General features: G+C 59.2%; 13 protein-coding genes. 9 read left to right on the top strand and 4 right to left on the bottom strand.

What is annotated here, in order from left to right; translation table 11 throughout:
• The first annotated feature begins 174 nt into the window (after positions 1–174).
• Complete coding sequence (locus CI15_RS00785; RefSeq protein WP_062123857.1) at positions 175–705, top strand: hemerythrin domain-containing protein; 531 nt, start codon at positions 175–177, stop codon at positions 703–705.
• Positions 706–1,068: 363 nt separating this feature from the next.
• Here the strand turns inward: CI15_RS00785 and CI15_RS00780 are convergent, their stop codons facing one another.
• From CI15_RS00780 to CI15_RS00770, 3 genes are all read right to left on the bottom strand, one after another.
• On the bottom strand, positions 1,069–1,443 hold the full coding sequence (locus tag CI15_RS00780; RefSeq protein WP_062123248.1) for a phage holin family protein: 375 nt from the start codon (positions 1,441–1,443) through the stop codon (positions 1,069–1,071).
• Between the two features lie 110 nt (positions 1,444–1,553).
• Positions 1,554–1,850 carry a CsbD family protein gene (locus CI15_RS00775; RefSeq protein WP_062123245.1) on the bottom strand — a complete coding sequence of 99 codons (297 nt, stop codon included), beginning with the start codon at positions 1,848–1,850 and terminating at the stop codon, positions 1,554–1,556.
• Between the two features lie 533 nt (positions 1,851–2,383).
• Positions 2,384–3,505 (bottom strand): sensor histidine kinase, encoded by a 1,122-nt coding sequence (locus tag CI15_RS00770; protein WP_062123242.1) that lies wholly within the window; start codon positions 3,503–3,505, stop codon positions 2,384–2,386.
• A 127-nt stretch (positions 3,506–3,632) separates the two neighbouring features.
• Between CI15_RS00770 and CI15_RS00765 the strand changes: the two genes are divergently transcribed.
• The 6 genes from CI15_RS00765 to CI15_RS00740 all read left to right on the top strand — a co-directional run bounded on the left by CI15_RS00765 (position 3,633) and on the right by CI15_RS00740 (position 10,887).
• Complete coding sequence (locus CI15_RS00765; RefSeq protein ID WP_062123235.1) at positions 3,633–4,013, top strand: response regulator; 381 nt, start codon at positions 3,633–3,635, stop codon at positions 4,011–4,013.
• Positions 4,014–4,251: 238 nt separating this feature from the next.
• Positions 4,252–4,557 (top strand): hypothetical protein, encoded by a 306-nt coding sequence (locus CI15_RS00760; RefSeq protein WP_063910516.1) that lies wholly within the window; start codon positions 4,252–4,254, stop codon positions 4,555–4,557.
• A gap of 267 nt (positions 4,558–4,824) precedes the next feature.
• Entirely contained in the window at positions 4,825–5,394 is a 570-nt protein-coding gene (locus CI15_RS00755; RefSeq protein WP_062123232.1) for a phasin family protein, read from the top strand.
• 680 nt (positions 5,395–6,074) lie between these two features.
• Entirely contained in the window at positions 6,075–8,060 is a 1,986-nt protein-coding gene (locus tag CI15_RS00750; RefSeq protein WP_063910515.1) for an acyl CoA:acetate/3-ketoacid CoA transferase, read from the top strand.
• A 38-nt stretch (positions 8,061–8,098) separates the two neighbouring features.
• A complete protein-coding gene (locus tag CI15_RS00745; RefSeq protein ID WP_075643635.1) occupies positions 8,099–9,763 on the top strand; it encodes an acetolactate synthase large subunit in 1,665 nt (554 codons plus the stop codon).
• Entirely contained in the window at positions 9,760–10,887 is a 1,128-nt protein-coding gene (locus tag CI15_RS00740) for a zinc-dependent alcohol dehydrogenase family protein (protein WP_062123221.1), read from the top strand. Before CI15_RS00745 ends, CI15_RS00740 begins: the two co-directional genes overlap by 4 nt.
• Here CI15_RS00740 and CI15_RS36260 read toward each other — a convergent pair.
• Positions 10,823–11,119 (bottom strand): hypothetical protein, encoded by a 297-nt coding sequence (locus CI15_RS36260; protein ID WP_153041026.1) that lies wholly within the window; start codon positions 11,117–11,119, stop codon positions 10,823–10,825. The genes CI15_RS00740 and CI15_RS36260 overlap by 65 nt on opposite strands.
• Positions 11,120–11,445: 326 nt before the next feature.
• Between CI15_RS36260 and CI15_RS00735 the strand changes: the two genes are divergently transcribed.
• Both CI15_RS00735 and CI15_RS36255 read left to right on the top strand, forming a co-directional pair.
• Entirely contained in the window at positions 11,446–12,321 is an 876-nt protein-coding gene (locus tag CI15_RS00735) for a manganese catalase family protein (protein WP_062123219.1), read from the top strand.
• A gap of 163 nt (positions 12,322–12,484) precedes the next feature.
• Positions 12,485–12,682, top strand: coding sequence for a phasin family protein (locus CI15_RS36255; RefSeq protein ID WP_153041033.1), 198 nt, complete (start codon positions 12,485–12,487; stop codon positions 12,680–12,682).
• The last annotated feature ends 22 nt before the right edge of the window (positions 12,683–12,704 follow it).

The raw sequence follows: 12,704 nt of genomic DNA, 5'->3' as shown, positions 1-12,704 counted from the left end.
CTATCGGTCGGTTCATCGGGCAAACTTCCGCGCGTCCCGATGTCCGGGAAAGCGGACGGCGACCGTCTTGCTGGCGACGACGATCGAGCACGACAACGCGACCGCACTGGGCATATGGGTTGCTCAACAACGCGTTCTACCGTTGCAGTCAACCGCATGACCGAGGAGATAAGCATGGAAGCAACAAAACAGGACATAGGCGAAGCAGCATCCACGGCACCCGATGCACTGGCCTTTCTCGAGGCGGAGCATCGCGCGGTCGAGAAACTCTTCACGGCTTTCGAAAAGGCCGACGACCTTGAAGCGAAAGCTGCACTTGCGCAGCGCGCTTGCGAAGAGCTATCCATCCACACGATGCTGGAGGAGGAACTGCTGTATCCAGCCGCGCAGGAGGCATTGCCCGACAGCGACAGGGTCGACGTTGAAGAGGCGTATATCGAACATTTCCTCGTCAAGACCCTGATTGCGAAATTTGAAACGTTGAGGGCCGGCAACAGGGGCTTCGATGCGACCTTCAAAGTGATGAGCGAGATGGTAGACCATCATATCGAGGAAGAGGAGCGGGAACTCTTTCCGGAACTGCGCAAGTCAAAGTGCAACCTTCGGGCGCTCGGCGAAAAAATGACCAAGCGCAAAGCCGAACTGCAGCTCAAGCTCGACGAGGTGGGCAGCAGATCGGTAGGCGACACGACCACGACGCTTTAGGTCGGGTCCGCGATTGAAGACTGCGCGGCGTGCGCCGTCCACTGTGTGCAATACCTCATACGGCCTGAGCGATCACCTTGCGGGCTGTGCCCGCCAGCAACGCGGTAATCCCCGCACGTCCCACTATTCTGAGTGTTCTGTGAGGCCCCAGGGCGATTGCGCCGACGCATAAAGCCAGCAACAGCGTGACGCGCGGTGCGTCCGCGAGCGAAGTCATCAGACTGGCTGCGGGAGGCCTGCTCAGTCCGCGCGAGACCGGGACCGAGGCTGGCGCAGTGTGGTTCGCTGCGAGTAACGCTGCTCGCGATGCCGCCATGCGCGTCAGGATCTCGCTCTCTGCTTTGTTAGCGTCAGATGCACGGTTCATTTGAGGGCCTCCCTCAACGTATCGAGGTCGCTCCGGAGTTCGCTTTGCAGAACATGAAGCGATTGCCCAGGTTTCTGCGAGCGAACGATCAGCAGGGACACGACGGACACCACAAGCCACATCAACGCTACGCCCCAGACCACCGGAAGAAAATAGGATGTCCCCCAAGCCGTAGCAATGACCGCAATGCACACGAACGACAGCGTGAAAAGGCCAGCGGCCGCGAGTGCCACGAGGGCGCTCAATTCACGAACCAGGCGTTTCCTCGTCTCGTCGAGCTCGACGGCGACCAGCTCACCATAATCAGCGGCTCGTTCGACACAGAAGCTGCTGACGTTTCGCCATTGAGTGACTTTTGAACGTATGGACATCGCGCTACTCCTCAAGGGGCTGGCAGTTTTTTAAAAAGCGCAGCGACGGCCGGCCACGCGCTTGTTGTCTGCCTTCTTCGCCCTCGTCCGCGGGCAGGACCTGAATCACCTTACCTCCGGTTTCTCAAGTCGTGCGGTGCGTCGTTGGGGCGGGAGCGTGTTGCCGCGTGTAACGCGCCGAGTACGAAACCCACGCCGGCGGCTATCGCCAGTGCAGCGAATGGCCGCTCTGCGGTAGATTCGCGAACGACGTCCGTGAAATCATCATAGAGTTGCTGCGCTTTACCGCTCAATTCATTCGCCGTACCGCTAACTTGTGCGCCGACATCGCCCAGCAGATCACCGGCGGCTTGCTGTATGTCACCGGCCTTCTCCCGTATCGTTCCTTCTTCCTTCGTCGTTTCCATTGTCTGCTCCTCAAGTGAATGCGATCATGCTGCACGGGAAATGTGCCTCCGCGAACGTCGAGCCTCACGGTTCTGAAAATGTTAGCTCGGCAAGCGGAACGCCGTGCCAAATGATGCGCAAAAGCCGGGCCCGCTTCCGCAATTCATCGAGGCGCTGACGAGAATCGCCGGCGTGCTTCGCCTTCTGTTCTCGACGCATTTTCGCCGGACCTGACGCAAGCGGAGCACCGGTCGCCTGATCGGTATCAATTCGCCCGGCCGGTATCCATCGATCGCACACCGCGCGAGCCTGCCGGCTGGCTGCGGCTCGTGTCCGGAATCGAGCCCGGTGAAGAACAGTTCAATGAATATTTTGCAACGGACGATTCGTTGGACGACGGCAGTGAACCGTGTTCACCCTGACCCCCGGCGAGATTGGCGGCGCCCGAACGGCGGCCTGATATGAACTGCCCCACGCTTCTGATCGGCGATCGCAAGTGTGCGCACCCCCAAGCACGCCGACGCTCGATCCGTGCGGGGCACGTGCACGTGCGCTACTGACCGCGCGGCAGGCGCACGGCGAATACGGTTTCTGTCTCGTCGGACCGCGCCTCGATCTCGCCCCCATGAGCCTTGGCAATCTCGCGCGCGATATACAGTCCGAGCCCCAGACTGCCGTCAGCGTTATATGCGCCTTCCTCATTCAAGCCACGCTGAAGTGGCTCGAAGATCCGATCCAGCGTGATTCGCTCGATGGCGGGCCCGTAGTTCCTGACCTCGAAGCGAACATCCCGCGCGTCGCCAGTCACCACCACCTGCACCGGCGCATCGGGCGCTCCGTACTTGATCGCATTCAAAACCAGATTGCCGAGCAACTGCTGCAGACGACGGCCGTCCCAAACACCCCGACAGTCGCCGTTCACGTCCAGATTGAGCCGACGGTCTGGATGCGCTGCCCGCAACTGATCGAGTTCATCGGCAAGCAGTTTCTCCAGGTCGGCATCGGTCGGCGTGATATTGATACCCAAACCCAGCCTGGTTCGATTGAAATCAAGCATATCGTTCAGAAGGGCCTGCATGCGAGCGCCACTTCTGATCAAACGGGATGCGGCTCCGGATATCTGCTCCCCGGCGTTCAGCGCTGCAAGATATTGGGCCGTCATCAGGATGGTCTGGAGTGGGCTGCGCATATCGTGCCCGAGCATGCCAAGAAAGAGATTCCGAGCCTCGTCAACCTGTGAGCTGAAATGACCGACCGATTCCGCAAGCGCCTGATCGATGGCCTCGTTGAACCGGATGACATCATCGGGATGCGGGGATCCAGGCTGACAGTCGTCCATCCAGAGGCGCAGAACGCTGGCTCGCAGCGCCCGGTACTCCGCGGCCAACTGGTTGATGTCGAAACCGCCGCGCGCCCGCAAAAGGGCGTGCGTCTGCGCGGCTGTCGCTGGAGCGTCGATCCGTACCGGGGCTCGTCCCATTGACTTTTCGGTTTGCGCCTCCCTGGTCTGGTCCGTCGAAAGATCCTTCGCTACGGCTTGCAGAATCTGTTGCGCATGGTCTCGCAGCGCCAGGGATTGCATGTTCGCGGCTGCCGGCAACAGGGTGGCGGCAAACGCCTCCCAGTGCGCCAGAATCGTTTCCATGTCGCGGAGGATGAAGTCAGCCAGTCGCATGTTCGCCCTCGAAGAAGGAAAAAAAATCCGTATGGAGTATTCGCTGAATTTATATTAGCTGAAAAGATCCGCTTTGATTCTATCGGGTCCCTAAATTGCGTGACATAGGGGCAACCTACAGGAATCTATGTCCACCGCGAAAACGGAGCGCTTACTGATCGCCGACGACGACGCGGGTTTGGTCGAAGCCTACGTATTGTTCTTCGAAGCTTACGGCTACACCGTCCAGACGGCGGTAGATGGTGCAGGCGCGCTCGCCGCGTACTACACCTGGCGTCCGGACGTGGTGATGCTCGATATTCAGATGCCCGGCGTGGACGGCCACGCGGTGGCGAGAGAAATCCGGCGTATGGGTTTCACCCCGCGTCCGTTTCTGCTGGCTGTAACCGCACTGCGTGCGCCCGCAGAAAAAGCCGAATCGATCAAGGCCGGTTTCGATCATCATTTTGTAAAACCGGCCCGACTACCGGTCATTCTGGCTGCAATCGCGTCCCGCCCGACCATTTGAGACCGGACGTCCTATGAAAAAGGAAATCGACAGCGGCGTTGAGCGGTTGCGCCCGGGGCGCGGTCGACCACGCGGATAGGGCCGGTCCACGCGTTCTGTAAGCACAAGCGTCGGTCGGTATAAGTGGCCGTTGTTATCGGGCAATGTTCTTGCGCGCAATCGTACGAAAACCTGGGTCCACTGACGGCACGTTGCATCCCTGAGAGGGATCCATTGAAAACAGAACAGGAGAGTTGGAATGGCGAAGAAAGCGATCTCCGGCGCCGCGATGGCGCTGGGCCGTGTGACATACATGTTGGAAGTGGTAAGGGGTAGCTCGCACATCGCCAGTACGCGCAAACCGGAGACATTGCAACACGCCATCGTCGAGGTGCTCGAGGAGTTTCGCCAGTTGCACGGCGTACCGGGGTTGGGCGTTTTCCGGGAACTGCTCGCGCAGGACGTCGAGCAACGGGGGAATCTGGGCGCGGCTTCCGCTATACGCAGTTTTCGATCGGAGAGAGTCGACGAAAACACCCCCGATGCCGTATCGAAATCGGCCTGAAAAGCTTCTGGTTCTGACTAAGCCGCGATCGAATGACACCCGAATCCAATTACACATTTTATTCGCCATAATTCAAAACGGAAATATCTTCGTTTTTCCTGATTCGATCCGTAAATTGTACTTTCATAGTATTTTAAAGATCTGCAAATGTCTGTTGACTAAATAGCTTAATGCTGTAGGCTTGAAGATGTTGGTGCAGCGCAGCATGACAAGTGCGTCACGGCGAATTATTTCGTGCGTGACACTTCATTCGATATTGGAGGCGGAATGTTTTTTTACTCGCAACAGCAGATTTCAGACATTAATAAAGCAAACTATCAGTCGTTCGTAAATGTGGTTGGAAAATTCATGAATGGTTATCGGGAGCTGGCGGAACTGAACATGCAAACCGTCACGACGATTATCAACGAAAGCAATAATTTGCCGACAGATGCAATCGACGAAAAAACCGATAATCTTCCGGAATGGCAATCCAGCATGCTGAGTCAATTTCCTCAGAAGGCGGCCGCCTATAACCGTCATTTCCGCACGATAGTGTTATCGACCGGCGCCGAAGTTGTGCGCGAAGCTCGACGTCAGTATGAAACCCGCGGCAACCAGATCAACGCGATTGTCGCGGAGGCGGTAGAAAGCGCAACGACGGCGTCGACCAGAGCAGTTGAGAAAGTGGCGGACAACATCGTACAGCCAGCGCAGGACTCCTTTGACGCCACTGGGAAAGCGGTGGAGCGCTCTTCATCGGAAGCCCTTTCGCAAGGGACCAAAGCGGGCGACGATATCGAAGCCGCGATTGAAGGCCAGCAGCAGGCACACGCGAAATCAGGCAACAAGCGTTGAGCAATGCATTTTGCCGGTGGATGAACTGTTCCCAGTAGACGAGACCCGCCAGGCGCGGGTTTTATTTTGCACGTATCTGGAGCAAGGCCGCTGCATACAGAAAGGATGGCTAGTGGCGCTGTCTTTTTCGCTGTTCGCCTGGCTCCAAACGATCGCCGTGCCGTGCCGCTAACACGTTCTGTTTTAAATGGCGCGGCGGGCACCGACGCACGAGGGCAGTGGGTTCTGGCATGTCGAATTTGGCGCCTGTCCCGGTTCCGCTCGGCGTCATGAACCTGTTCCCTTCGCTGGCGGATGCGTGTTCGTCGCCCGCGCCGCATTACTCAATCAATGTAGGACCGTGAGTGGGCTCGCATCGCCCCAGGGTGGCCCAAATAGGTGCGATCCGCTCAGCCATTAACGGCCGCCGGGAAATGTCACTTATTTGTCCCGGCCGGCGCGATTAGAACCGGTCCGTTTTTACTCTTTGACTGTCTGCCGTCCGGTCTGGGAATAGCCGTTGCGCAAACAGGGATGGCGACGCGGCACGGACCCCGATCGTATTTCGGTTTCCGAAATACTGCCAACTCGTGCGCCGCCTGCGAATAGGTAGACAGCCACACGTATCTGCAGGTCATCACGCATAGGTACCTGTTGTGGGCCGGCGCCGGTTGCGACTTCAACTCTTTCAGGTAGGCAATATGCAAGACAAGATTGTCACTGCTGACGACGCGATCGGATTGATCCGTGATGGCGACGCCGTCTGTTGTTCGGGTTTTGTCGGCATTGGTACGCCAGACGAGTTGATCACGGCTCTGGCCCAACGTTTCACCGGCTCTGGCTTCCCCCGCGATCTGACGCTGGTGTTCGCGGCCGCGCCAGGCGACGGCAAGGATCGCGGACTCAACCGCATCGCGCTGAAGGGATTGATCAAACGCGCCATTGGCGGACATTGGTCGCTGGTGCCAAAGCTCGCTCGAATGGCGACCGACAATTTGATCGAGGCTTATAACCTGCCGCTCGGGACGATGTCGCATCTGTATCGCGACATCGCGGCGCATAGGGCGGGCACGCTTACTCAGGTGGGATTGGGCACCTTTGTCGATCCGCGTCAGGCGGGCGGGAAGATCAACGCGCGCACAACCGAAAACCTCGTTAGCACTATCGATATCGACGGCAAGACGTGGCTTTTATACAAGGTCTTTCCGCTGAACGTAGCGCTGATTCGCGGCACAACGGCCGATCCGGAAGGCAATATCACCATGGAACGTGAGGCGCTGGTGCTCGACACCCAGGCGGTGGCCATGGCGGTTCACAATTCGAACGGACTCGTGATCGCGCAGGTGGAGCGGATCGCGGCAAGCGGGACGCTCGACCCCCGCGCAGTTGTTGTTCCGGGCATCTTCGTTGACCGTGTTGTGGTCGCATCGCCCGATGCGCAGCCGCAGACTTACGGTACGACCTACAACCCCGGGTTTTCCAGCGAGATCACGATGTCGGCTGGAACGAACGCATGCCCGCTGCTCGATGAGCGGAAGGTGATGGCTCGTCGTTGCGCGTTTGAGCTTCCCCTCGGTGGCGTGATCAACCTGGGTATCGGTGCCCCCGAAGTCGTTGGTGCAGTCGCGGCGGAGGAACGCCTGCTGAGCCATCTGACTTTGACAGCCGAGCCTGGGATCATCGGCGGCGTACCGCAGGGCGGCTTGAACTTCGGCGCAGCCGTCAACATGGATGCGCTGCTTCACCAGAACCAGCAGTTCGATTTTTACGACGGCGGCGGCCTGGATCTCGCGTGCCTCGGTATGGCGCAGATCGACCGGAGCGGAAATGTCAACGTAAGCCGCTTTGGTTCACGACTAGCCGGAGCCGGCGGCTTTATCAATATCAGTCAGAATGCCTCGCGCGTGGTATTTGCTGGAACGTTCACGGCTGGTGGTCTCGAGGTCGTCGTGGAAGCGGGGCGACTTCGTGTCGTCACGGAAGGTGCGCAGAAGAAACTTGTCGAGTCGGTCGAGCAGATCACATTCAACGGCCAACTGGCTGCCGAACGCGGCCAACCGGTGCTGTACGTGACTGAACGATGCGTGTTCCGTCTGACGTCCGATGGGCTCGAACTGACGGAAGTCGCACCGGGCATAGACGTTGATCGGGACATTCTCTCGCATATGGACTTCGCGCCGATCGTGCGAAAGCTCCGACCCATGGATTCGCGAATCTTCCTGCCGCAACTGATGAATCTGGCAGCGGAGTTGCTCGATTCGCAACTCACCCAGCGGCTCAGCTACGAAGCCAGGCAAAACACCTTGTTTGCAAATTTCGAAGGGATGGCGGTTCGCTCGACTGGCGACATTGAAAGCGTGCAGCGCGTGTTCGAGACATTCTGCAAGCCCATCGGCCGGAGAGTTTCACTCATCGTCAACTATGACGGTTTCAGGCTGGACCAGGCGGTGGCCGATCAGTACTTTGAAATGGCAGCGCGGCTGCAATCGCAGTACTGCCGATCGGCGAGCCGCTTCACCAGTTGCGCGTTCATGCGTGCAAAGCTGCATGCGGCTTTCTGCGACGCGGCTTCGGTCTCCCACGTATGTGAAACACATGCCGACGCCATGGCGTTTGCGATAGAGCAGCACGAAGCTGTCGCCGACGGCGTGCTGCGGTTCCCCCGGCGTCGCCACCAGCCGTTCTGAAGGGCTGGCAGCGTATTGAAGAAACAAGGAGTCTATTTGTGAAAGCGTCCGACCTGTTCGTCATGGCACTGGAGAATGAAGGTGTCGAACGTATTTTCGCCGTGCCGGGCGAAGAAAACCTCGATGTACTGGAGTCGTTGCGGCACTCGGCTATCGAACTCATCGTGACTCGCCATGAACAATCGGCTGCCTTCATGGCCGCCACCCATGGCCGCCTCACCGGAAAGCCGGGAGTCTGTATGGCGACACTGGGCCCCGGAGCATTGAATCTCGTGACCGGCGCTGCGTACGCGCATCTTGGTGCGATGCCGATGGTACTGATCACGGGCCAGAAGGCCATCATGACAGCGCGCCAAGCGCGCTTTCAGATCGTCGACATCGTCGCCACGATGAAGCCGCTTACCAAAGCGTCGCGGCAGATTGTCAACGGCACCAGCATCCCGACCGTGGTGCGCGATGCATTCCGGGTGGCCTCAGAAGAGCGGCCGGGCCCAGTGCATCTCGAGTTGCCGGAAGACGTGGCGGCTTCGGAGGTGAGCGACGACATTCGTCTGGTTCCGTTGCATCCGGTCGAATTGCCGGTTGCGCGGCAGGCTGCAATCGAACAGGCTGCGGCATTGCTGAGAAGCGCCAGGCGTCCGCTTGTCATGTTCGGCGCGGCTAGCAACAGGCCGCGTCTTGCCGGTCAATTGACAGAGTTCATCCGGCGCACCGGCATGCCGTTTTTCAATACCCAGATGGGTAAGGGCACCGTCTCCGCAATCGGTCACGACGAAGCCTCGGAACTCTGGATGGGCACGGCCGCGCTGAGCGAGCGTGACTACCTGCACGAAGCGATAGACCGTGCCGACCTGATCCTCGCGATAGGTCACGACACAATCGAAAAGCCGCCATTTATCATGGGGCCCGACGGGCCGATGGTCATCCACCTCGGATATACGCCGGCAAATGTCGAACAGGTGTTCTTCCCGCATGCGGAAGTGGTGGGGGACCTCGGCGTGAGTCTTGCGCGGCTTGCGGAACTGGTCGAAGGCAAGCTGCCGTATGCGGCTGCGTTGGCGCCGCTGCGTGAAGGCATCCTGATGCGTACGCTGGAACGGGCGAATGAATCGCGCTTTCCTTTGACGCCGCAACGCATCGTCCACGACGTGCGGAAGATCATGCCGGCCGACGGTATCGTCGCGCTCGACAACGGCATGTACAAGCTGTGGTTCGCGCGCTGCTATAGAACCCGTAGCGCCAATACGCTATTGCTCGACAATGCGCTGGCGACCATGGGGGCAGGCTTGCCTTCGGCGATGATGGCCGCGATTCTTTATCCGGATCGCCGAGTCATGGCCGTTTGCGGCGACGGCGGCTTCATGATGAACTCGCAGGAACTCGAAACCGCTGTGAGGCTGAAGCTCAATCTTGTTGTGTTGATCATTCAGGACGACGCCTACGGAATGATTCGCTGGAAACAGGCCGTCGACAGCTTCGCGGACTGGGGGCTGACTTTCGGGAACCCCGATTTCGTCAAATATGCGGATGCATATGGCGCAAAAGGCAGGCGCATCGAGACGGCCGAAGCGCTGGCTCCGACACTGGAGAGCGCATTTCGCGAAGGCGGAGTGCAGTTGGTTATCGTCCCGGTTGATTACTCTGAGAACGTTCGTGTCTTCGTCGAGGAACTGGGCAATCGGGTCATGGAGGTCGCGCAATGAAGATCAAGGCAGCAGTGCTGGAAGCAATGGGCGCAGCGTATCCCTATACCGTTTCCCGTCCTTTACGCATCGACGAGGTCGATCTCTCACCACCCGGCGCTGATGAAGTGTTGATCAAGGTTGCGGCTGCGGGTCTGTGTCACTCAGACCTCTCGGTGATCAACGGCGATCGGCCTCGCCCCATGCCGATGGCGCTCGGACATGAGGCAGCGGGCGTCGTGGTGGAACTGGGAGCAGGTGTCAGCGATCTCCGGATTGGCGATCACGTCGTGGTGGTGTTCGTGCCGAGTTGCGGTCATTGCGCGCCTTGCGCCGAGGGACGGCCAGCCTTGTGCGAGCCGGGCGCCGCGGCGAACGGCGCGGGCACGTTGCTCTCCGGCGGGCGTCGCCTCACGCGTAGCGGGGAGCGATTGAATCACCACCTTGGATGCTCGGTATTTGCAGAGTACGCGACCGTGTCGCGGCGCTCGGTCGTCAGGATCGATGCCAACGTGCCGCTGGATGAGGCCGCGCTGTTCGGATGCGCCGTGTTGACAGGCGTCGGTGCTGTGGTGAACACGGCGCAAGTCCGCGTGGGCGCTTCTGTTGCCGTGGTCGGTCTGGGAGGAGTGGGCCTTGCGGCACTCATTGGCGCGCAAGCGGCCGGCGCTCGTCAGATCATCGCGGTCGACCTCTCCGATGCGAAACTGGACCAGGCGCTCGCGCTCGGCGCCACGCATACTGTCAACGCGAGTCGCGATGACGCTGTTGAGCAGATCCGGGCATTGAGCTCCGGTGGGGTCGAGTTTGCGTTCGAATTCGCAGGTGCCATTCGCGCGTTGGACCTCGCTTATCGCATCACCCGGCGCGGTGGAATGACCGTTACAGCTGGGCTGCCACCTGCTAGTGCGCTGTGGCCACTGCCGGCAGTGAGTCTGGTTGCCGAAGAGCGCACATTGAAGGGCAGTTATATCGGCACGTGCGTGCCGGCGCGCGACATTCCCCATTACATCGATCTTTACATGCAGGGCAGACTGCCGGTGAACAAGCTACTTACGGGCCATCTGACGCTTGATGATATCAATCATGGTTTTGATCTGCTTCACGAAGGCAAAGCGATCCGCCAGGTGGTGGTGTTTGAGTGATCCGCGATGCCGGTCCGACCATGCACCTCACCTCGTAGGACAGTTGTTGAAGAAGCGAGAAACGGTTTGCCGGCTCCACGTTCTGGTTGCGTTCGATCTCCGTGCGCAACGCATCGATTTCGCCTTCAATCGCGGCTAACCATGCCTGGCGGCTTTCCTCTGGCATCCCCGCGATTGCACGACCGGCGTTGGCAAGGCGTGCGGTCAGATTGCTGAGTTGCGCTTCATACATCTTGTGTCTCCGAGGCTGGGCCATTCGTGACGCGTAGACAAATACGTCGACGCTATCAACGCGCAACGCCTATTCCCGGAGTCCTGATCACCAAAAAATATATTCGAGACGTGAGCGTCGTTCCGGGAACGCGTCATGCGGAAGGGGGAGGTAGTCTCCCTGCCCATGTGCGGTGCGTTTGCCGCCCCTCGCCAGAACTCATCCTTCTGAGACCTCCGTTGTGAAAGCGGTGCGCGACAGCGCCGCCGCTCTCATGACTTCCGCATTCTGTTGCCTGGCGTTATGGACGGTGCTCCGTCCTTCCCAGGCCCTGAAAGGAGAACACCATGTTTGTGCATAACAAACGCCTCCAATACACGGTGCGTGTTTCCGCGCCTAATCCCGGCCTCGCAAATCTGCTGCTCGAGCAATTTGGAGGACCACAAGGTGAACTCGGCGCGGCTTGCCGGTATTTCACTCAGGCGGTGGGTGAAGATGACCCCGGTCGCAAGGACCTCCTGTTCGACATCGCAACGGAAGAACTCAGTCATCTGGAAATCGTCGGGTCTATCGTCGCGATGCTGAACAAGGGGGCCAAGGGTCAACTAGCAGAAGCGGTTGAAAGTGAAGCTGAGCTGTATCGAGGCATGACCGGCGGCGGCAACGACTCGCATATCACAGCGCTGCTGTACGGGGGCGGCCCGGCACTCACCAATTCCGCTGGGGTTCCGTGGTCGGCGGCCTATGTCGATACCATCGGTGAACCTACCGCAGACCTCCGTTCCAACATCGCGGCGGAAGCTCGGGCCAAGATTGTGTACGAACGGCTGATTAACGTGACCGACGACCCCGGCATCAAAGAAACATTGGGCTTTCTAATGACGCGCGAAATCGCACATCAGAAGTCGTTCGAAAAAGCGCTTCACTCAATCCTGCCGAATTTCCCGCAGGGAAAGCTTCCCGGTGTCCCGGAATTTACAAGCGTCTATTACAAAATGTCCGCAAGCGATGGGGCTCCACGAGGTCCGTGGAATGAGGGGCCCGAGTGGGAATTCGTCGAAGCGCCGAAACCGGCTGTGGACGGTGGCGACGGCACGGCAACAGTGAACGTGACTGCCGACGAGGCCGAGGTTCTTCGCGCTATGGCCTCGCGTACGGCGTCTGACACTTCCTCCGACCCCATGACCGGCGCTGACCTCGGTGTGGGAGAGGCTGTGAAGTGACAATCTGGCGGGGCTCCGGGTAGGAGCCCGTCCTCCAGATTTGCCATTGCTTCGTTATACCGAGAATAATTCGACCGATGAAGTCGGACTCGTTATCACGGCCGGGCGAAATGACTACGGCACGGTTGAAGTCAGAGGGACGCGCGCCGAGAACCACGCGTTGATGACCATGGCGTTGTCCGCCAAACCTGAGGAACTGATTGCATTGTCAACACGCCTCGCGAAGCCCACTGCGGAAAAATTCACGGCGTACAGCCGCCACGTCTACGAACTCTGCTCACCCCGGATCCGGACGGGCCTCGCGCGCCACGCCCCTTTAGTCCGCAACGCTACGCGCAGGTGCGTTGGGGCATTTCTTTGACGGTGCGCGGTGAATCATACAT

It is taken from the genome of Paraburkholderia monticola (genome assembly GCF_001580545.1).
Classification (GTDB): Bacteria; Pseudomonadota; Gammaproteobacteria; order Burkholderiales; family Burkholderiaceae; genus Paraburkholderia; species Paraburkholderia monticola.
This window is presented reverse-complemented; position numbering and strand designations above follow the sequence as displayed.

Excerpts from the sequence above, each read along its gene's own strand:
- CI15_RS00735 (WP_062123219.1), top strand. The coding sequence starts at position 11,446 with ATGTTTGTGCATAACAAACGCCTCCAATACACGGTGCGTGTTTCCGCG.
- CI15_RS36255 (WP_153041033.1), top strand. The coding sequence starts at position 12,485 with ATGACCATGGCGTTGTCCGCCAAACCTGAGGAACTGATTGCATTGTCA.
- CI15_RS00780 (WP_062123248.1), bottom strand. The coding sequence starts at position 1,443 with ATGTCCATACGTTCAAAAGTCACTCAATGGCGAAACGTCAGCAGCTTC.
- CI15_RS00770 (WP_062123242.1), bottom strand. The coding sequence starts at position 3,505 with ATGCGACTGGCTGACTTCATCCTCCGCGACATGGAAACGATTCTGGCG.
- CI15_RS00775 (WP_062123245.1), bottom strand. The coding sequence starts at position 1,850 with ATGGAAACGACGAAGGAAGAAGGAACGATACGGGAGAAGGCCGGTGAC.
- CI15_RS00740 (WP_062123221.1), top strand. The coding sequence starts at position 9,760 with ATGAAGATCAAGGCAGCAGTGCTGGAAGCAATGGGCGCAGCGTATCCC.
- CI15_RS00755 (WP_062123232.1), top strand. The coding sequence starts at position 4,825 with ATGTTTTTTTACTCGCAACAGCAGATTTCAGACATTAATAAAGCAAAC.
- CI15_RS00765 (WP_062123235.1), top strand. The coding sequence starts at position 3,633 with ATGTCCACCGCGAAAACGGAGCGCTTACTGATCGCCGACGACGACGCG.
- CI15_RS00760 (WP_063910516.1), top strand. The coding sequence starts at position 4,252 with ATGGCGAAGAAAGCGATCTCCGGCGCCGCGATGGCGCTGGGCCGTGTG.
- CI15_RS00785 (WP_062123857.1), top strand. The coding sequence starts at position 175 with ATGGAAGCAACAAAACAGGACATAGGCGAAGCAGCATCCACGGCACCC.
- CI15_RS36260 (WP_153041026.1), bottom strand. The coding sequence starts at position 11,119 with ATGTATGAAGCGCAACTCAGCAATCTGACCGCACGCCTTGCCAACGCC.
- CI15_RS00750 (WP_063910515.1), top strand. The coding sequence starts at position 6,075 with ATGCAAGACAAGATTGTCACTGCTGACGACGCGATCGGATTGATCCGT.